Source organism: Corallococcus sp. AB018 (assembly GCF_003986945.1).
GTDB lineage: Bacteria > Myxococcota > Myxococcia > Myxococcales > Myxococcaceae > Corallococcus > Corallococcus exiguus.
In genome coordinates this window covers 1-22,380 of record NZ_RAWR01000122.1, presented here as the reverse complement: position 1 = coordinate 22,380, position 22,380 = coordinate 1, and the positions used below count along the sequence as shown (strand labels likewise).

The 22,380-nt window shown below is 71.4% G+C and carries 1 protein-coding gene; it reads right to left on the bottom strand.

Annotated elements, in window-relative coordinates; all coding sequences use genetic code 11:
- Window positions 1–240 precede the first annotated feature (240 nt).
- Window positions 241–22,371: a non-ribosomal peptide synthase/polyketide synthase gene (locus tag D7Y11_RS24640; protein WP_255431120.1), complete on the bottom strand. Its 22,131-nt coding sequence runs from the start codon at window positions 22,369–22,371 to the stop codon at window positions 241–243.
- Window positions 22,372–22,380: the final 9 nt, after the last annotated feature.

Genomic DNA, 22,380 nt, shown 5'->3' with positions numbered 1-22,380 from the left:
CCTCAAGCGCGGCCGAGCAGGCTCTTCAACCACTCCATGAAACCTTTCTAGCTTGACCCGCCTGATACATCCCGTGTCGCGCCTTCACCGACTCTGGCCTGTCACGCGTGGTGAACGTCGCGGACCTGATCGCGCATGTAGCGCCGCGGCGCGCCAGTCACTCTGTTCACGGGCCCCGCCCCCTCGAAGGAGGGAGCGGGGTTTCCGCGTTGTGGGCGGCAGGGACTCGCGGTGCCTGCGTTACTTCTTGCCCGCGTCGCGGAGCGCCTTCATCAGCAACTCCGCCACGGACTGGACCACCGGATCGCGTAGCAGCGTGTAGTGGGTGCCCGGCAGGCGATGCGACTCCAGCCGGTCTCCCACGAGCGCCGCCCAGCCACCGTCTCCCGTGCCCGTGTCATCGACGAGCTCTTCCGCCTGGAAGCGCACCAACCGCTGATCCATGGCGGGCGGGTGGTAGCGCCGGGCTGCTTCGAGGTTCGCCTCGAAGACCTGGAAGAGGGCCGTGGCGTCCACTCCGGGTGGCAGCGCACCGGACCGGGCCGCGGACTCCAGCACCTTCGCGAGCGCCGCCTCAGGCTCCAGCGTCGCCAGCTCCGCCGTGTCCACGTCCAGGTCCGCCAGCGACACGCCCATCAGGTCCTGCGCGAACATGCCCACCGCCAGCGTGCGGTCCAGGTCCGGCTCCGAGTCCGACACCGTCTCTGGAACGTACGAGTCGATCATCGCCACCAGCTCCACCGCTTCACCTGCTTCGCGGAGCTGGTGCGCCATCTCGTAGGCGATGACGCCGCCCAGGGACCACCCACCCAGGTGATACGGACCGTGGGGCTGGACCCCACGCACCACCCGCACGTAGCTGGCGGCCAGGGCCTCCACGGTGTCCAGCGGCTGATCCGCGCCGTCGAGGCCTCGGGCCTGGATGCCGTAGAAGGGCTGATCCGGTCCCAGCCTCCGCGCGAGCTCCGCGTAGGCCAGCACGTTGCCTCCCACCGGGTGCACGAAGAAGAACGGCGGCGCGCTGCCCGTGCCTTCCTTCGTGAAGGGCACCAGTGGCGTGAAGGGCTTCGGCTCGGCCTCACCCAGCAGGACCGCGAACCGCTCCACGCTGGGAGCCTGGAAGAGCGCCGACAGCGGGAGCTTCCGGCCCGTCTCCCGGTGCACCGCCGCCATCAGCCGCACCGCGAGCAGCGAGTGCCCGCCCAGTTCGAAGAAGCTGGTGCGCACGTCCACGGTGGACACGCCCAACGCCTCCGCCCAGAGCGCCGCGACCCGCGCCTCGACTTCGTTCCTGGGGCCCACGTGGGTCTCGGGGCTCACGGGTCCGTCCACGGGGACGGGCAGCGCCTTGCGGTCCACCTTGCCGTTGGGCGTCAGCGGCAGGACGGGCAGGGCGACATAGGCCGCGGGCACCATGTACTCCGGCAACGAGCGCTGCAGGTGTCCCCGCAGCGTCGCGGTGTCCACCTCTGGCGTTACATACGCCACCAGTCGCGGGAGGCCAGGGACGTCCTCACGCAGCAACACCGTCGCGTCGCGGACGCCCGGAGATGCACGCAGCGCGGCCTCGATTTCACCCAGCTCGATGCGGTAGCCGCGCAGCTTCACCTGGAAGTCCACCCGGCCCAGGTACTCCAGGGTGCCATCCTGCATCCACCGGACCCGGTCGCCCGTGCGGTACATCCGCGCCCCGGGCTCCGTGCTGAACGGATGGGGGATGAAGCGCTCCGCCGTGAGGTCCGGCCGGTGGCGGTAGCCGCGCGCCAGGCCCTCGCCCCCGATGTAGAGCTCGCCCGGGACGCCCACGGACACGGGGTTCAGGTTCGCGTCCAGGACGTACGCGCTCAGGTTCAGCAGCGGGCGACCGATGACGGGCGTGGACATGGGGCTGCCCTGGATGGGGGCGATGGTCGCGTTCACGGTGACCTCGGTCGGGCCGTAGGCGTTGAAGGCCCAGGTCCGATCCGTCGCCGTGAGCGTGCGCCATGTCACCTCGTCCATGGCTTCGCCGCCGATGGAGCAGAGGCTCGGCACATGCTCGCGCTCCAGCAGGCCCGCCTCCAGCAGCAGCTGGAACTGCGACGGCGTGGTGTCCAGCAGGTCGATGCGGTGCTGCTCCACCCACGTGAGCATCGCCTCCGGATCCCGCCGCACGGTCTCCGGGACGAGGAACAGGCAGTGGCCGTCCAGCATCAGCGACAGCTGCTGCACCGACGCGTCGAAGAAGTACGGCGCGTTGACGCTGACCCGCAGCGGCCGGGACGACGCCCGGTCGAAGCAGGTTTCGTTCATCGCGCGCCGCAGGTGTGCCAGCGAGCGGTGCTGGATCATCACGCCCTTGGGCGCGCCCGTGGAGCCCGACGTGTAGATGACGTAGGCCAGATGCTCCGGCCGCACGCCCGACCGCGGGTTGCCCGGCGAGGACGACTCGATGCGCCGCGCGTCCGCGTCCAGCCGCACCACGTGCCGCGTCGGTGGCTGCCACGACTCCACCTGCGCCTGGGTGGTCACCAGCACGGCCGCGCCGCTGTTCTCCAGGATGAAGGCCTTGCGCGCTTCAGGGGCCGCCGGGTCGAGCGGCACGTATGCGCCGCCCGCCTTGAGGATGCCCAGGATGGTGACGATGGCCTCTGGCGAACGCTCCAGGCAGAACGCCACCGGCACGTCCGGGCCCACGCCCAGCGAGCGCAGGTAATGCGCCAGTTGGTTCGCGCGCACGTTGAGCTGGTGGAACGACACGGAGGTGTCGCCCATCACCACGGCGGGCGCCTTCGGCGTGCGCGTCACCTGCTGTTCGAAGCGCGCGTGGAAGGGCACATCGACTTCGAAGGGAGCCGTCTCGCCGCTCCACTCCTCCAGCACCCACTGACGCTCCTCCGCCGTCAGCAGGGGCAGGCTGTCCACCTTCGCGTCCGGCCGGGTGACGGCGGCTTCCAGCAGTTGGAGGAAGTGCTCCGAGAGCCGGCGGGCCGTGGCGGGTTCGAAGAGGTCCGTGGCGTAGGAGAGGGCGCCCTCGAAGCCCCGCTCCGTGCGGGCCATGCTTAGGTCCAGGTCGAACTTCGTCGAGGACAGGTCCACCTCCACCGGACGCAGCGTCAGCTCCGGCAGGCGCACCTCTGCTTCCGGCAGGTTCTGGAGCGCGAAGAGGGCCTGGATGAGCGGCGTGCGCGACAGGTCGCGCGCGGGCTGCACCGCCTCCACCAGGCGCTCGAAGGGGATGTCCTGGTGCTCATATGCACCCAGCGTGGTGGCGCGCACTTGCGAGAGCAGCTGGCGGAACGACGGGCGGCCGTCGAACCGTGCGCGGAGCACCAGCGTGTTGACGAAGAAGCCGATGAGGCCCTCCGTCTCCGCGTGGCGCCGGCCCGCGATGGACGTGCCCACCAGCAGGTCCTCCTGACCGGAGTACCGGTGCAGCAGCGTCTGGAAGGCCGCGAGCAACAGCATGAAGGGCGTTGCCCCTTCGCGCTGGGCCAGGGCCTCCACCGCTTCGCTCAACGACTGCGACAGGCGCACCGGGAACGTCGCGCCCCTGGCGGAGCGCTGGGGCGGACGCGGCTTGTCGGTGGGCAGGGCCAGGGCCTGCGGGGCTCCGGCCAACTGCTGCGTCCACCAGCCCAGCTGCGCGTCCAGCACTTCGCCCTGGAGCCAACCGCGCTGCCACACGGCGAAGTCCGGGTACTGCACCGGCAATGGAGCCAGCTGCGAGGGCTGGCCCTGCCGGAAGGCCTCATAGAGCGAGGTGACTTCGCGCACCAGGATGCTCATGGACCAGCCGTCGCCGATGGCGTGGTGCATGCACAGGAGCAACACGTGCTCCTCTTCGCCCAGCTTCAGGAGCGTGAGGCGCGCCAGCGGGCCCACGGCGAGGTCGAAGGGCTTCAGCGCGTCCTCGCTCGCGAGCCGCACGGCCTCCGTCTCTCTCTCGTCGTCGGGCAGGCCCGTCAGGTCCACCACCGACAGGACTCCGGTGGGGGCGGGGTGCACGTGCTGGCGGGGTTCGCCGTCGTGGGCTTCGAACGTGGTGCGGAGCGCTTCGTGACGTTCCACCAGAGCGTCGAAGGACTTCTGGAGCGCGGGCACATCCACCGCGCCGGAGAGCCGCAGCGCCGTGGGCATGTTGTAGAGCGCGCTGCCTGGGTCGAGCTGATCGATGAACCACAGCCGCTGCTGTGCGAACGACAGCGGGTGCGGACCGGGCGTCGCGGCGGGTCGCAGCGGTGGCAGGGCGTTGGCCTCCGGTGCATCCGGCAGCCGCTGGGCGAGCGCCGCCACGGTGGGGGACTCGAACAGTGCCCGGACGCCCACGTCCACGCCGAAGCGGGCGCGGATGCGGGACACCAGTTGCGTGGCCAGGATGGAGTGGCCGCCCAGTTCGAAGAAGTGGTCGTTGCGGCCCACCACTGGCACGTTCAACAGCTCCTCCCACAGCGAGGCCAGGGCCACCTCCGCGGGCGTCGCCGGGGCCTCGTACGAGCGCGCGGCACGCAGCCGCGCCTCCGGTGAGGGCAGCGCCTTGCGGTCCACCTTGCCGTTGGGCGTCAGCGGCAGGGCGGGCAGGGCGACGAAAGCCGACGGCACCATGTACTCCGGCAGGTGCCGGCGCAGGTGCTCGCGCAGTCCTTCCGTGTCGCCTTCCGTCACCACGTAGGCCACGAGCCGCGCGTCGCCCGGCACGTCCTCGCGCACCCGGGCCACCGCGTCACGGACGCCCGCGTGGGTGCGCAGCGTGGCTTCGATTTCGCCCAGCTCGATGCGGTAGCCGCGCAGCTTCACCTGGAAGTCCAGGCGGCCCATGAACTCCAGCGTGCCGTCCGGCCTCCAGCGACCCTTGTCGCCCGTGCGGTAGAGGCGGGCTCCGGGCTCCGCGCTGAAGGGGTCTGGCACGAATCGCTCGGCCGTCAGGTCCGGACGGCCCAGGTAGCCGCGGGTGACGCTTTCGCCGGAGAAGCACAACTCGCCCGGCGTGCCGAAGGGCACCAGGCGCTGCCTCGCGTCGAGCACGTACGCATTCAGGTTCGCCACGGGCCGGCCGATGAAGGGCTCCGTGCGGAGGCTCCCCTGGATGACGACGCCCGCCGTGCAGACCGTGCACTCCGTGGGGCCGTAGCCGTTGAAGACGCGCGTGCGGTCCGTCGCGGCCAGCTTGCGCCACGCCTCCGCGTCCAGTGCGTCGCCTCCCATCATCACGAGGGGTGGCACCCAGGCCCGCTCCAGCATCCCCGCCGCCAGGAGGGGCTTGAGCTGCGCGGGCGTGCAGTCGAACGAGTCGATGCGGTGCTGGTCCAGCCACGCCAGCATCGCCTCCGGGTCCACGCGCAGCGCGTCCGGGACGATGTGGAGGCAGTGGCCGTCGATGAGCTGCACCACGCGGTCCATCACCGCGTCGAAGTACAGCGGCGCGTTGACGGTGACGCGCTGGCCTTTGGGCTGGCCCGCGTAGAAGGCGCGGATGAAGGCCTGGTGCATGTTGAGGATGGTGCGGTGTTGCACCATCACGCCCTTGGGCGTGCCCGTGGATCCGGACGTGTACAGCACGTACGCCAGGTGCTCCGGGCCCGTCAGGGCGGGCGGGGGCTCATGCGAGAGGGCGCCCAGGCCGGTCTGCTCGACGTCCAGCCACACTTCGTGGACGCCGTCGGGGCTCCAGTCCCCGCAGGCGGCTTCGGTCGTGACGAGCGCTGCCGCGCCGCTGTCCTTCAGCACGAAGTCCCTGCGCGCCGCAGGGGCGGAAGGATCCAATGGGACGAAGGCGCCACCGGCCTTGAGCACCGCGAGGAGCGCCACGATGGCCTCCACCGAACGCTCCAGGCACAGCGCCACCTTCACCTCCGGCCCCACACCCAGCGAACGCAGCCGCCACGCGAGCTGGTTCGCCCGCGTGTCGAGCTGCCGGTACGTCAGCGACGACGCCTCGAACACGACAGCGGGGGCATCCGGGGTGCGCGCCACCTGCCGCTCGATGAGGCCGTGCAACGTGGCGTCCCGTTCGAAGTCCACCAACTCGCCGCTGCCCACGCGCACCAGCCGCACCAGCTCCTCCGGCGAGACGAGCGACACGTCCGCCAGCGGCAGGTCCGGCGCGTCGCACACGGCTTCCAGCAACCGCCGTAGCTGGGCGAAGAGCCGCTCGATGGTGGCCGTGTCGAACAGCTCCGCCGCGTAGCCCAGGTGGCCCTCGTAGCCGTCCGCCGAGCGGCTCAGGTTCAGGGCCAGCTCGAACTGCGAGGGGGCATCGCCCTCCAGGTGGGCTGGCGCCACGATGAGGCCGGGCACCGCCAGCTCCGGCAAGGGGGCGTTCTGGAGCGCGAACATCGCCTGGAACAGCGGCGTGCGGCCCAGGTCACGCTCGGGCTGGAGCGCCTCCACCAGGTGCTCGAACGGGATGTCCTGATGCTCGTACGCGCCCAGCGTCGTGGCGCGCATCTGCGCGAGAAGCTCGCGGAACGTCGTCCGTGCGCTGAAGCGCCCGCGCAGCACCAGCATGTTCACGAAGAAGCCGATGAGGCCTTCCGTCTCCGCCTGCCGGCGGTTCGCGATGGGCGAGCCCACCAGCACGTCGTCCTGTCCGGACGTGCGCGACAGCACGGCCTGGAACGCAGCAAGCAGCGCCATGAAGGGCGTGGTGCCTTCCGCTTGCGCCAGTGCCTCCACGCGCTCGCTCAGGGCGCGCGGCAGCGACACCTGGATCCGCCCACCGCGCCGATCCGCACCGGCCGTCCGCGGCCGGTCCGTGGGCAGGTCCAGCACGAAGGGAGCCCCGGACAACTGCTGCTTCCACCACTCCACCTGTGCCTGGAGCACGCCGCCCTGGAGCCAGCCGCGCTGCCAGACGGCGTAGTCCGCATACTGCACTGGCAGCGGGGACAGCGTCACGGGCTGGCCCGTTCGCAGCGCCGCGTAGAGGGCCGTGAGCTCCCGCACGAGGACGCCCAGCGACCAGCCGTCGGACACGATGTGATGCAGGTGCAGCACCAGCACGTGCTCGCGCGCGTCCAGCTTCATGAGCAGTGCACGGATCACCGGCCCGCGCGTCAGGTCGAACGGGCGGAGCGTCTCCGCGTGGCCCTGGCGCTGGGCTTCGGCCTGCTTCGCGGCGCGACTTCCCAGGCCCGTCAGGTCCACCAGCTCCAGGGGGACGTGGCCCTCCGGGTGGATGTCCTGTACCGGCTTGCCCGCCTCCATGCGGAAGGTGGTCCGCAGGGATTCATGCCGCGCCATCAGCGCGTCCAGGCTTCCGCGCAATGCTTCCACGTCGAGGTCGCCGGTGAGGCTCAGCGCCAGCGGCATGTTGTAGAGCGGGCTGCCCGGCTCCAACTGGTCCACGAACCACAGCCGCTGCTGCGCGAAGGACAGAGCGGGCGCCGACGTGCGCGACACGGGGACCAGCGGCGGCGCCTGGGTGCGGCGGGCATCCACCAGCCGCTCCGCCAGCGACGCCACCGTGGGCGCGCGGAACAGCTCGCCCAGTGGCAGCTCCAGACCCAGCGATGAACGGATGCGCGCCACCACCTGCGTGGCCAGCAGCGAGTGCCCACCCAGCTCGAAGAAGTCGCCGTGGATGTCCACCGTCTCCAGATGCAGCACCTCCGCCCAGATATCCGCGAGTGCCTTCTCCAGCGCGCTCCGGGGCGTGGCGGATGCGGGGTCCGCCACACGGGCCTTCGGCGCGGGCAGGGCCTTGCGGTCCACCTTGCCGTTGGGGCTCATCGGCAACTTCGGCAGCACCACGATGGCGGACGGCACCATGTAGTCCGGCAGCTGCTTCTGCACGGCTGCCCGCAGCACGCCCGTGTCCAGGCCTTCACCGCTCACCACGTAGGCCACGAGGCGCTTGTCGCCGGGCACGTCCTCGCGCACCACGGCCACCGACTCTTCGACCTCCGGCGACTGGCGCAGCACGGCTTCGATTTCGCCCAGCTCGATTCGGAAGCCGCGCAGCTTCACCTGGAAGTCGGCGCGGCCCAGGAACTCCAATGTCCCGTCACGCAGCCAGCGCACGCGGTCGCCCGTGTCGTAGAGGCGCGCTCCGGACTCTTTGGCGAAGGGGTGGGGGATGAAGCGTTCGGCGGTGAGGTCCGGGCGCTGGAGGTAGCCCCAGGCCAGGCCGTCTCCGCCCACGTACAGCGTGCCCGGCACACCCGGCGGTACGGGCTGGAGCGTCGCGTCCAGCACCCACGCCGTGGAGTTCGACAGCGGTCGGCCAATGGGCACCGAGCGGCCCACGGTGTCACCGGCGCGCAGCGTGTGCGTGGCGGAGAATGTCGTGTTCTCCGTGGGGCCGTAGCCGTTGACCAGCACGGCGCCTGGAGGCAGCCGCTTCAGGTGTTCGCGCACTCGCTCCACGGGCAGCACGTCGCCACCCGCCAGCACCTGCCTCACGCGGGCCAGCGCGTCGCCCTGGTGCAGCACCATCTGCTCGAAGAGGGCGGCGGTGAGCCACAGCGTGGTGATGCCCTCGCGCCGCAGCAGCGCGCCCGTGTCCCCGAGCGACAGCGCGCCCGCGGGGGCCACGACCAGCGTCGCCCCGTTCAGCAGCGCGCCCCAGACTTCCAGCGTGGACGCGTCGAACGCGATGGGTGCCAGGTGGAGGAAGACCTCCTCCGGACCGAAGTGGATGAAGTCCGCACCGCGCACCAGGCGCGTGATGCCCCGGTGCGGCACGCTCACGCCCTTGGGCCGGCCGGTGCTTCCCGACGTGAACATCACGTAGGCCAGCGCCTCCGAGGACACCGCCAGGTCCAGCGCCGCTTCGGACTGCCTTGCGATGACAGCGGCGTCCGCGTCCAACAGGACCTGGAGGTCCGTGACGGCCGGCAGCTCGTCCGCCACCGCATCCTCGGTCACGAGCAGGCTGACGCCCGCCTCGCGCAGCACCCACGCGATGCGCTCCGCGGGGGCCTGAGGATCCACCGGCACGTAGGCCGCACCGGCCTTCAGGATGCCGATCAGCGCGGTGATGCTCTCGAATGAACGCTCCACGCACAGGCCCACCCGGTGGCCGGGCCGCACGCCCTGACGCCTCAGGTGATGCGCGAGCTGGTTCGAAGCCCGGTCCAACGCCGCGTAGGACATCCGCCGCTCACCGGCTTTGAGCGCCGTGGCGTCCGGCGTGCGCGCGGCCTGCTCGGTGAAGAGCGAGGCCACGGACGCGTCACGCGGGAAGTCGCGGGAGGTGCCGCTCCAGTCGGAGAGCAGCCGCTGACGCTCCGCCCTGGTGAGCCACGGCAGCTCCGGCAGCCGCGCGTCCGGCGAGCGGAGCGCCGACTCCAGGAGCACCCGCAGGTGCTCGACCATGCCGGCCACCGTGTCCGGATCGAACAAGTCCTGGTTGAAGCCCAGCACGCCTTCGAAGCCATCCGGCCCTCGAGCCAGCACGCATTGCAGATCGAAGTGGGTGGACTCCTTCAGATCCTCGCGGGCCTTGAGCGTCAGTCCTGGCAGCGCCAGCTCTGGCATGGGTGCGTTCTGGAGCGTGAACGTCACCTGGAAGAGCGGTGTGCGGCCCAGGTCGCGCTCCGGCTGGAGCACCTCCACCAGCTTTTCGAAGGGGAGGTCCTGGTGCTCGTAGGCGCCCAGCGTGGTGGCGCGCACCGCGTCCAGCAGCTCGCGGAAGCGCTGTGTCCCGCGCATCCGGGTGCGCAACACGACTGTGTTCGCGAAGTAGCCGATCAGCGACTCCGACTCGGCGTGGCGACGGCCCGCGATGGGCGACCCCACGAGCACGTCCTCCTGTCCGGAGTACCGGTGCAACAGCAACTGGAACGCCGTGAGCAGCACCATGAACGGCGTGGCGGACGCTTGCCGCGCGTATGCCTCCACCGCTTCACTCAGCTCCCGCGACAGGACGAGGGGCTGGGAGCCGGCGCGATAGGCCCCCTGAAGGGATGGACGCGGGTGGTCCGTGGGCAGCTCCAGGTAGGGGGCAGCACCCGCAAGCTGGTCACGCCAGTACGCGACCTGCGACTCCAGCACCTCGCCCTGGAACCAGGCTCGCTGCCAGAGGGCATGGTCCGCGAACTGCACCGTCAGCTCTGGCAACGGCGACGGCTGTTCCGCCGCGAACGCCGCGTAGAGCACGCCCATCTCCCGCACCAGCACACCGGTGGACCAGCCATCCGTGACGATGTGGTGCGTGTTGAGCAGCAGCACGTGCTTCGTGGCCCCGAGCTTCATCAGGAGCCCTCGGAACAGTGGGCCCTGTTCCAGGTCGAACGGGGTGGAGGACTCCTCCCGGGCCAGCCGCGATACCTCCGTCTCTCGTGCCTCGTGCGTCGGGAGCGCGGACAGGTCCGCGTGCCGCAGGGACATGGGGAACGGCGGGTGGATGACCTGCGACGGCGTGCCTTCGCGCGACTGGAACGTGGTGCGCAGCGCTTCGTGGCGGCGCACCAGTTCGTCGAACGCGGCCAGCAGGACGATGACGTCCAGCGAGCCGTCCAGGTCCATCAGGTGCGAGATGCTGTAGGCGGTGCCCGCGGTGCCCAGCTGCTCGACGAACCACATGCGCTGCTGCGCGAACGACAGCGGCAGCACGTCCGGCCGTTCCGCGCGGACCAGCGAGGGCAGCGCGGAAGCGGACGCATCCTGCTGCTGGGGCTGTTGGAGCGCGTCGATCCGGCGCGCCAACTCCGCCACGGTGGGGCCCTCCAGCAGCGCCCGCAGGGGCAGCTCCATGCCGAAGCGCGCACGCACTCGCGACACCAGCTGCGTGGCCAGCAGCGAGTGGCCGCCCAGTTCGAAGAAGCCGTCATGGCGGCCCACCGCCGGGACGCGGAGCACTTCGCTCCACAGCGAGGCCAGCGTCACCTCCGTGGGCGTCGAGGGCGGTTCGATGACGCGCTCGGAGGCCGGGGCGGCCTCTGGCGAGGGCAGGGCGTCGCGGTCCACCTTGCCGTTGGGGGTCTGGGGCAGGGCGTCCAGCGCAACGAACGCGGCGGGCACCATGTACTCCGGCAGGGTCCGCCGGAGGTGCTGACGCAGGGGCGCCGTGTCCACCTGGGGCGCGATCCAGGCGATGAGCCGGTCCTCGCGAACCAGCACCACCGCGTCCCGGATGTCCGGGTGCGAGCGCAGCGCGGCTTCAATCTCCCCCAGCTCGATGCGATAGCCGCGCAGCTTCACCTGGAAGTCCAACCGGCCCAGGTATTCCAGCGTGCCGTCCTCGCGCCAGCGGGCCTTGTCACCCGTGCGGTAGAGCCGCGCGCCGGGCTCCGTGCTGAACGGATCCGGCACGAAGCGTTCGGCCGTCAGGTCCGGTCGGCCCAGGTAGCCACGCGTGATGCCTTCGCCGCCGAGGCACAGCTCGCCCGGTGTTCCCAAAGGCACCAGTCGCTGGTGCCCGTCGATCACGTACGCGTTGAGGTTGGCCAGCGGACGACCGATGACGGGCGTCTCCTGGGCCGCGTCCTGGATGCGCCAGTCCGCCGCGTCGACCGTGCATTCCGTGGGACCGTACTCGTTGAACGCCCGCGTGCGGTTGGATGCACGCAGCTGGCGCCAGGAGCTTTCGTCCACCGCCTCGCCACCAACGGAGATGACTCCCGGCACGTGGGCGCGCTCCAGCAGGCCCGAGGCCAGCATGAGCCGCAGCTGCGACGGCGTGCAGTCCAGCACGTCGATGCGCTGGCCCTCCAGCCACGCAACCATCGCCTCCGCGTCCTGCCGCACGTCCTCCGGGACGATGTGCAGGCAGTGGCCGGCGAGCAGCTGGACCACCTGGGCGATGGAAGCGTCGAAGTGCAGCGGCGCGTTGACGGTGACGCGCTGTCCCGGTGCCAACCCTGCGTGGAGGCTGCGGGTCAGAGCCTGATGCAAGTTGAGGACCGACCGGTGCTGCACCATCACGCCCTTGGGCGTGCCGGTGGAGCCCGACGTGTAGATGACGTAGGCCAGGTTCGCCGGGCCCGCCGCCGGCGGCAGGTTCTCAGCGAACCTGTCCGACTGTCCGACAGGTTCGCTGGCCTCGGCTCCCGACGCGGCCTTCCCAAACCTGTCCGACTGTCCGACAGGTTTTGCGTCCAGCCGCACCAGGTGGGGCACCTCTGGGTTCCACGCTTCTTGCAGGGCCCGCGTCGTCACCAGCACCGACGCGCCACCATCCTTGAGGATGAACGACTTGCGCGCGGCTGGGGCCGACGGGTCCACGGGCACGAAGGCGCCTCCGGCCTTGAGCACCGCCAGCAGCGCCACGATGGCCTCCGCCGACCTCTCCAGGCACAGACCCACCGTCACCTCCGGGCCCACTCCCAGCGACCGCAGGTGCCAGGCGAGCTGGTTCGCCTGCGCGTTGAGCTGGCGGAAGGTCAGCGTCGTCCCGCCGAACACCACGGCGTTGGCGTCCGGCGTCGCGGCGGCCTGGCGTTCGAAGCGCGCATGCAGGGTGGCGTCGCGCTCGAAGGCCATGGCGTCGCCGGTGCCGGTGCGCAGCAGCCACGCGCGGTCCTCCGCGGGCAGCAGTGACACGTCCTCGATCCGGGCGTCCGGCTGGAGCAATCCCTCCAGCGCTTGCCGCCACTGGCCCAACACCCTCTGCATGGCGTCCGCGTCGAAGTGGCCCGCGTCGTAGACCAGCTGCAGCTGGAGTTCTTCGCGCGGTATCACGGTGGCCGACAGCGGGTAGTTCGTGCTGTCGCCGAACTCCAGGTCGCGCAGGTCCATCGCGGTGAAGCGGCGCAACACCGACGCGTCGAACGGGTAGTTCTCGAAGACGAATAGCGACTGGAAGAGCGGCTGTCCTCGGGGGATGTCGCTCCAGCCATGCGTCGAGACCAGCGGCGAGTACTGGTGCTGCTGGATGCCCAGGAGCTTCGCCTGGAGCGACTGGAGCCACGGCAGCACGGGTTCGCCATCACCGGGCAGCGTGATTCGTACCGGCTGCGTGGTGATGAGCAGGCCCAGCATGGCGTCCGCGCCCGGCAGCTCCGGCGGACGGCCCGCGAGCGTCGTTCCGAAGAGCACGTCTCGCGTGTCCGCGTGGCGCGCCAGGACCAGCGCCCAGGCCGCCTGCGTCAGCGTGTTGAGCGTGAGCTGATGCCGCCGCGCGAAGGACTCCAGCGCGGTGGTCACTGGCGCCGGCAGCGTCACCCTCACGTCGGGCCGCTTCTCGGACGTGCTGGGCCGCACCAGGGACGCAGGCCGCGCCGAGGGCAGGGGCGTGGGCGCCGACAGGCCCGTGAGCTGGTCTCGCCAGAAGCGCTCGTCTTCCACCAGATCCCGGCGGTCCAACCACGCGATGTAGTCGCGGAACGGAGGCCGGCCCATGGGCGGCGGCGGAGTCCCGGCGTGCACGGCGTCGTAGAGGGCGAAGACCTCCTGGAAGAACAGGCCCATGCTCCAGCCGTCCATCAGCAGGTGGTGGTGGCTCCAGAGGAAGCGCCAGCGCGACTCGCCCAGGCGCACCACCGTCATCCGCGACAGCGGCGCCCGAGACACGTCGAAGCCGCGCGCACGGTCCTCCGCCGTGAGCTTCGCCAACGCGGCCGGCTGCTCCGCCTCTGGCAGGTGGCGCCAGTCGTGGACGATGAACGGCAGCGTGGCTTGCGAGTGCACCACCTGGAGCGGCGACTCCAGGCCCTCCCACACGAACGCGGTGCGCAGGATGGGGTTGCGGTCCACCGCCGTCTGCCACGTCCGCTGGAGCAGCGCGATGTCCACGTCCGAGTGGCTCGACCACCCGGCCTGCTCGAAGTAGTAGGCCGCCTCCGGATCATTCAGGGCGTGGAAGAGCATGCCCTCCTGGAGCGGGGACAGCGGGAACACGTCCTCCACCGTGGAGCCCTGCGCCGCCAACACCGCGTCCAGCGCGGCCTGGGACAGGCGGGCCAGCGGGAAGTCGCCGGGAGTGCGCCGCCGCGCATCCTCGGAATGGCGCTGGGCGATGAGCTCGCGCAGCACTCCGAGGAAGCGCTCCGCCAGCGTGCGCACCGTCGCCTCGTGGTGCTGCTGGTGGCTGTAGCCGAACGTCATTCGCAGCCGGCCCTGGAGCACCGAACCGTCCACGGCCAGCGCGTGCGGCTGCAAGGCCCGGGGCTCCACGATGGGACCCACCGGCTCGTCGCTCAGGGTGAAGAGCGTGCTGGCGGCGGCCGTGCCGTCCAGTTGGCCCAGGTAGTTGAACGACACCTGCGCCTTGGGCAGCGCGGCCAACCGGGCCCGCGTCTCCGGCGGCCCCAGGTGGCGCAGCAGGTTGAAGCCGATGCCGCGGCCGGGCCACGCCTTCAGCGAGTCGCGCACTGCGCGCAGCCCTTCACCCAGCGAGCCATCCTTGGGCAGCCGCAGCAGCGCAGGCGCCACGGACGTGAACCAGCCCACGGTGCGCGACACGTCCACGTCCGCGAACAGTTCTTCGCGGCCGTGACCCTCCAACTCGATGAGGACGTCCGGCTTCCCCGTCCATTCGCCCAACGTCCGCCCGAGCGCGGTCAGGAGCACGTCGTCGATGCGCGCACGCCAGCCGGTGGGCGTCTCCTGGAGCAGCTGTCGCGTCTCTTCCGCATCCAGCTCCACCGCGACGCTGCTCCGTGACGCGTACGTGTACGGACCCGGGCCATCCACGGGCAGCGGGGCCACGTCGCCGCGCATCGCCTCCCGCCAGAAGGATTCCTGCTCGCCCAGCACTTCCGACAGGGCGTGCTTCTCCAGCCGCTGCGCCCAGGACAGGAACGACGTCGTCTTCGCGGGCAGCGCCGGGGCGCGGGCGGACTGGAGCTGGAGGTACGCCGTCTCCAGGTCCTCCACCAGGATGCGCCACGACACCGCGTCCACCACCAGGTGGTGGATGATCAGCAACAGGCGCTGCGGCTCACCGGCACCGAAGTGGAACAGCGCCACGCGCACCAGCGGCGGTGTCGCCAGAGCGAAGTCCGCCTGGAGGCGCGCTGCCTCCCGCTCCATCCCGGCGGGCCGGGCCTCTGGAGGCAGCATCGACAGGTCCACCTGGAGGAGCACGGGCGGCGCGGACTCAGGGGCCACGCTCTCCTGGCGCCACGTGCCGTCTTCGGCGTGGACGTAGCGCAGGCGCAGGGCGTCGTGGTGGGCGACGAGCGCCTGGACCGCCCGCTGCAACAGGTCGTGCTTGAGCGGCTGACGGGTCTTGAGCAGCAGGGCGTGGTTGAAGTGGTGCGGGTACGTCGGCTCACGCTCGAACAGGTCCACCTGGATGGGCGTGAGGGGCACGTCGCCCACCACCGGGCCCTGCTCCGCGAGGGTGGCGTCGCCGTCGCGGGCCACGGCCGCCAGCGCGCCCAGGGTGGGGTGCTGGAACAGGTCCTTCACCTGCAACCGCACGCCGGCCTGCCGCGCCTTCGCCACCACCTGCAGGCTGATGATGGAGTCGCCGCCCAGCTCGAAGAAGTTGTCGTCCAGACCCACGCGCTCCACGCGCAGGACCTGCGCCATCACCTGGGCCAGCGCCTGCTCCCTCGGGGTGCGCGGCGCCACGTATTCGCGGCGCGAGGCGCGCTGTCCCTCCGGCGCGGGCAGGGCCTTGCGGTCCACCTTGCCCTGGGCCGTCAGCGGGAGCGACTCCAGCAGGACGAACGCCGACGGCAGCATGTAGTCCGGCACCCGCTGGCGCATGAAGTCGCGCAGCGCCTCCGGCTCGGGGGCGGACGGGGCGACGACATACGCCACCAGGCGCTTGTCGCCGGGCACGTCCTCGCGCACCACGGCCACGGTCTCGCGCACGTTCGGGTGAGCGCCCAGCGCGGACTCGACCTCCGACAGTTCGATGCGGAAGCCGCGCACCTTCACCTGGTGGTCCGTGCGGCCCAGGAAGTCCAGCGTCCCATCCGCGCGCCACCGGGTCAGGTCGCCCGTGCGGTAGAGGCGCTCACCGGGCCGCGAGGAGAAGGGATGCGGAATGAAGCGCTCCGCGGTGAGGTCCGGCCGGGAGATGTAGCCGCGCGCCAGGCCCTCGCCGCCGATGTGCAGTTCGCCGGGGATGCCCGGGGGCACCGGCTGTCCGCGCGCGTCCAGCACGTACAGGTCCGTCCTCGCGATGGGCCGGCCCAGCGGCACGGGGGCGTCCACGCGCGCCGCTTCCGTCATCACGTGCGTGGCGGCGATGAGCGTCGCCTCCGTCGGGCCGTAACCCGCGGTCACGACGAGGCCCGGATGCGCCTCCAGCACCTTGCGCACGTGCGGCGGGGAGACGACGTCGCCGCCCACCAGCAGCTGGCGCACGCCCGTCAGGGCCTCCGGCTTCAGGTCCGCGACCTGCGTGAAGAGGCCCGCGGTGAGCATCATCGAGGTGACGCCATGGCGCTGGATGACCTGGGCCAGCACGTCCAGGTCCGACGGCGACGTGGGCGGGAACATCACCAGCCGTCCGCCGTGCAGCAGCGGTCCCCAGATCTCCAGCGTCACCGGGTCGAAGGAGATGGGCGCCAGCTGGAGGAACGTCTCGTTCGCGCTCATGCGCGCGAACGCCGGGTGGTGCAGCAGGCGCATCACCGCGCGGTGATCCACCGCGACGCCCTTGGGGCGCCCGGTGCTGCCGGAGGTGAAGTCCACGTAGGCCAGATGGCGCGAGTCCGCTCCCGCCACCACCGGTGCCGTGGGCAGATCCCGGGCGGCGAGCTCCTCCACGAAGACGGACGGCAGCTCCAGCGGCAGGGGCACCGCCGCGCGCAGGGCTCGCGTGGTGAGCAGCACCTTCGCGGGCGCGTCCTCCAGCATCGCGGCCAGCCGAGGCGCCGGGTAGCTGGGATCCAACGGCAGGTACGCGCCCCCCGCCTTCACGGCGGCGAGCAGCGCGACGACGAGCTCCAGCGAGCGCTCCAGGCACACCGCCACCAGCACGTCCGGGCCCACGCCGTGCTCACGCAACACGTGCGCCCACTGGTTCGCCCGCGCTTCGAGCTGCGCGTACGTCAGGCGCTCGCCGCCGGACTCCACCGCGACCGCGTCCGGCCTCGCCGCGGCCTGCCGGGCGAAGAGGTCCGGGATGCGCGCGTCCTGGGGGAAGTCCTGGAAGGTGTCGTTCCACTCCACCAGCACCCGCTGGCGCTCCGCCGCGTCCATGAGCGGCAGCAGGGCAACGGGCGTCTGGGGATGGGCCACCACCTCGCGCGCCAGACCCACCATGTGCCGGGCCAGGCGCTCCATGGTGGCCGCGTCGAAGAGGGCGGTGGCGTACTCCATGCCGCAGTTGAAGCCGTCCTTGACCTCCACGACCTCCATGCCCAGGTCGAACTTCGCCGTGCCGGTCGGCACTTCCACCGGGGTCAGCTCCAGCGACGACAGCCGGCCCTGGACCTCCGGCATGTTCACCACGTTGATGCTCACCTGGAACAGCGGCGTGCGGCTCAGGTCGCGCGGCAGATCCAGCGAATCCAGCACGCGCTCGAAGGGAGCGTCCTGGTGCGCGTAGGCGTCCAGGGCCTGGGTGCGCACGCGCCCCAACAGCTCCACGAAGGACGGCTGGCCAGACAGCCTCGAGCGGAAGGGCAGGGTGTTGATGAAGCACCCCATCAGCCATTCGAGCTCCGGACGCGTGCGGCCCGCGATGGGCGTGCCCACCACGAAGTCGTCCTGTCCCGAGTAGCGCGACAGCGCCGTCTGGAAGAGGGCCATCAACACCATGAACGACGTAGCGCCGTGCTTGCGGCCCAGCGCCAGCAGCGGCGCGGACACCGCCGTCGGCAGGAGGAAGGTGTGCCGCGCGCCCGCGGAGGACATGACCGCCGGGCGAGGCCGGTCCGTGGGCAGGTCCAGCGGAGGCGCGCCGGTCAGGTGGTCCTTCCACCAGGCCACCTGCTTCTCCATCACACCGCCTTCCAGCCACGCGCGCTGCCACACGGCGTAGTCCGCGTACTGCACCGGCAGCTCCGGGAGCGGAGAGGGCTGGCCCGCGCGGAAGGCCGTGTAGTTCACCGTCAACTCCTGCGCGATGACCAGGGTGCACCACGCGTCGGACACCGCATGGTGGAAGGTGACGAGCAGCACGTGCTCCTGGGCCCCCAGGCGGATCAGCGCCGCGCGCAAGACCTCCTGCTCCAGGTCGAACGGCTGGCGCACGGCGTCCTGGCAGAACGCGCGCATCGCCGCCTCGCGCGCCTCCGGCGTGTCGCCGGGCACGTCCCAGTGCTGGAGCGGCAGGCCCCGGGGCGGGTGGATGACCTGCACCGCGTGGTCCCCCTCCAGGGCGTAGGTGGTGCGCAGCACCTCGTGGCGGACCACCATCGCGTCCAGCGCGGCCTGGAGCGCGGCCCTGTCCAGGTCGCCCTTGAGCCGGAAGATGGCCGGGTTGTTGTACGCGCTGCTCGTGGGCTCCATCTGCTGGAGGTACCAGAGGCGCTGCTGCGCGAAGGACAGGGGCAGCGGCTGCTCACGGCTCACGCGCGGAATGGGCGGTGGGCTCATGTTCGCCACAGCCGGTGCGGCGGGCGCCACGGGACGCGGCGCTTCCACGACGGCGGGACGCGCCACGGGCGGAGGCGGGAGCCGCGACGGCGAGGCCACCGGTTCCAACCGGCCATCCCCGCGCAGGCGGGCATGACGGCCGGTGCGGAACAGCTTCGCGGAAGCCTCGCGAGGGTGCGGCACCAGGCGGCGGTGCTCCTCATCACCCGCGCGCCACAGTGCGGACGGGAGCCCCGCGCCCGCGAGGGCCAGCTCACCCACCACGCCCACGGGCACGGGCTGACCGGCCGCGTCCAGCACCCAGGCCTGGAGGTTCGCGGGGATGCGCTCCGCCAACGTGCGCGGCAGCAGCGCGCCTTCCTGGGCGTCACCGGACAGCCACACCTCCACGCCCGCGGCCCGGTGCAGCGCCGAGCCCAGCTCCACCGACGCGCCCTCCAACACCAGCGCACCCACGCGCGACAGCGACTCACGCGCCCCCGGCAGCTCGCTGAGTGAACGCGCCAGGCGGGCCGACGTGTGCAGCAGCACCGCGCCGGACTGGCGCGCCAGCTCCAGCAGTCCCTCCACGCCCGCCTCGGCCTCCACCAGCACCTGCTCCTGGTGGGCGGCGGCCTCCGCGTCCATGCGCTCACGCACGGTCGCGAGCCGGCGCAGGCCCTCCAACACCACCGGGGTGTCGAGGCCGAAGTCGATGAGCGCCGCCACCTCGTCCACGTCCGCCGCGCGCACGTCGCGCAGCCGCCGCAGCGCGCTGTCCACCGTGCCCAGCAGGCCGGTGTTCTTCGCGTGGTTCTCGAAGGTGCGCTCCAGGACCGCGTTGATGTCGTCCGGCGACAGCTTCTGGACGTCGGTGATGCCCTGCGCCTGGAGCAGCGACGTGCTGATGTCCACCGAGCTGCGGAAGTACGACAGCAGCGGCTGTCGCACCGTGCGCAGCACCTCCTGTTCCTCGTCGCCCAGGTACGTGTGGAGCATGCAGGTGATGTGGCCGCGGCCCGGGTGCCCGTTGCGGCGCCACGCGTCGCGGTACAGCGCCACCTTCTGCTTCAGCTCCTCCAGCGTGTGCGACATCAGGCCCGTGAGCACGCCCGCGCCCAGCTCGCCCGCCATCCGGAACGTCTCCGGGTTGCCCGTGGCGGTGAGCCACACCGGCAGCTCCTTCTGCACCGGCTTCGGGCGCAGACCGACCTCCGCCGTGCTGCCAGCGCCCGCGGGGCGCTTGAAGCGCTCGCCTCGCCACAGGGCGCGCAGCGTGGACAGCTTCTCCAGCAGGATGTCGCGCCGCTTCTCGTAGTTGGCCGGCGCGAAGGTGAAGTCCTGCGTGTGCCAGCCCGTGGCCACGGACAGGCCCACGCGGCCCTGGGACAGGTTGTCCACCACGGACCACTGCTCCGCGATGAGCAGCGGATCATGCAGCGGCAACACCACGCTGCCGGAGCGCAGGCGCAGGTTCTTCGTGACGGTGGCCAGGCCCGCCGCCACCACGGCCGGCTGTGGATACAGACCGCCGAACGAGTGGAAGTGCCGCTCCGGGGTCCACACCGCGGAGAAGCCATTCGCGTCCGCGAACTTCGCGCCCTCCAGCAGCAGCTCGTACTTGGGGCCCTGGAGCGTGTCCTCGTCGTTGGCGAAGTAGATGAGGCTCACGTCCATCGCCTTCGCGCGAGGGCCTCCATCGCCCAGGCCCACCAGCCGAGCCGTGATCCGATCCGGAGGGAACACCACCCGCAGGCCTCGCGTGAGCGCCCACAGGGCCTCCAGCTCCGGACGGTCGGAGGACGGCTCGCTCGCGGCCAGCCACGCGCCGCCGTCCGGGGGCGACAGGCGCGTGTCCAGGCCGGTGAAGAACTCCGCCAGCTCCCGGTGTCCCAGGGCCCATGCGGGCTGGCCTCGGCCCGTGGGCAGCAGCCACGCCAGGGCGTGCGGCTCCGCGTGCGCGACGGTGGCGGACGCTTCGCTCGCGGCTGGCACATCCTCCACGTAGACGACGCGCGCCGCGTCCACGCGCACGGAGGCCACCAGCGCGCGCGTGGTGACGAGCACCGGCACCGGGGCGCCTTCGAGCGCGTACACGGGCAGGTGGCTCAGGTCGGACGGGCCCAGGGCGACGCATGCTCCGCCCGCGGCCAGCACGGCCCACAGCGCGGCCAGCTTCTCCGGCGACGTGCGCAGGCACACGGCCACCGGTGTTCCAGCCTTCACGCCCAGCGCCTTCAACCTCGCGGCCAGGGCATCCGCGCGAGCGCCCAGCTCCGCCCAGGTCCAGTGCGTCTCCCCCTGCGACAGGGCGGTGGCGCCAGCGTGGCGCGCGCGCCGCTCCGCGAGTGCGGTGGGCACAGGGACCAGCCCCGGCGTGGCGCGAGGCGTGGGCCAGGCGCGGCGCTCGTCATCCGTGGCGAGCGGCAGGTGCGCCACCTGCGTGTCGGGGTTCGCGAGCGCGGCGCCGAGCAGCACCTGGAAGTGCTCCATCAGCCGAGCCGTCGTTGCCGCGTCGAACAGGTCCGACGCGTACTCCAGCGCGCCATGGACGCGGGTGGGGGACTCGAAGAGGACCAGGGTGAGCGCGCTCAGGGTAGAGCCCCACTGCACGGGCGTGCCCGGCACCTCCACCAACGTGGCGCGCAGGCCGATGAGCTCCAGCGTCTCCGAGGAACTCACGCCCGTGTGGTAGACGAACACGGAGTCCGTCATGCGCCCCCGGCCGATGTCATGGCCCGGGATGAGCGCCTCCACCAGGTACTCGAAGGGCACGTCCGGGCGCGTCTGCGCGTCCGCGACCTCGCCTCGCACCTGGGCCAGCAGCTCGCGGAACGTGAGACCTTCGGTGAAGCGCGTACGGAACGCCTCGGAGTGCGCCACGTAGCCGATGAGCGGCATCAGCTCCGGACGCGTGCGGTTGGCGATGGGCGTGCCGACGACGACGTCCGTCTGGCCGGAGTAGCGGTGCAGCAGCGTCTGCCACGCGGCGAGCACCGTCATGTAGCCGGTGAAGCCCTCGCGACGCGTGAAGGCCACCAGCTCGTGGGCGAGCGCGGGCGGGAAGTCCAACGTCATGCGCTGGGAGGAGATGAGCGGCTCGTTGGAGCGGGGACGGTCCGTGGGCAGATCCAACCGGCGCGGCATGCCGGCCAACCGCTGCCGCCAACCCTGGTCCTGTTCGGCCAGACGGCCGCTCGTGATGCCACGGCGCTGCCATGCACCGAAGTCCGCGTACTGGAGGGGCAGTGGCTTGAGTGGAGACGGCTTGCCCTGGACGAAGGCGTCGTAGAGCTGGCCCAGCTCCTGGACGAGCAGGGCGATGGACATCGTGTCGCTGACGATGTGGTGGATGCTGGAGATCAGCAGGTGCCGCTTCGCGTCCAGTCGAACCAAGGTGGTGCGCAGCACGGGGCCGTGGACCAGGTCGAACGGCTTCGCGGCGTCCTCACGGGCGAGCCGCAGCGCCTCCGGTTCCCGCGTCTCCAGCGGGCCGCGCAGCTCCACGCGGGTGAGGGGCACGCGCATGTGCGGGTGGAAGCGCTGCACGGGGCGGCCGTCCACGGTGTCGTAGGTCGTGCGCAGCGCTTCGTGGCGCTGGACGATCTCCTGGATGCCTCGCTCCATCACGTCCGCGTCCAGGTCGCCTTCGAGCCGGAGGACGAACGGGAGGTTGTACGCGGACAGGCCGGGCAGGTGCTGCTCCAGGCGCCAGACGCGCTCCTGCACGAAGGACAGCTGCAGCTCGCTACCGTCGCGAGGCAGGGGCACCAGCGGAAGCTCCGTGGAGACGGGGGCCTGCGGCGCCTGGAGCAGCAGGGGCTCCAGGCGTCCCGCGATGCCAGCGACGGTGGGCGCTTCGAAGAGGGCGGCCAGCGGCAGGTTCACGCCGAAGGCATCACGGAGCTGATTGAGCAGCTGCGCGGCCGTCAGCGAGTTGCCGCCGAGCTCCAGGAAGTCGTCATGGCGGCCCACGAACTCCAGGCCCAGACGGTCGCGCCACAGCGCGGCCACGCGCTCCTCGATGTCTCCACG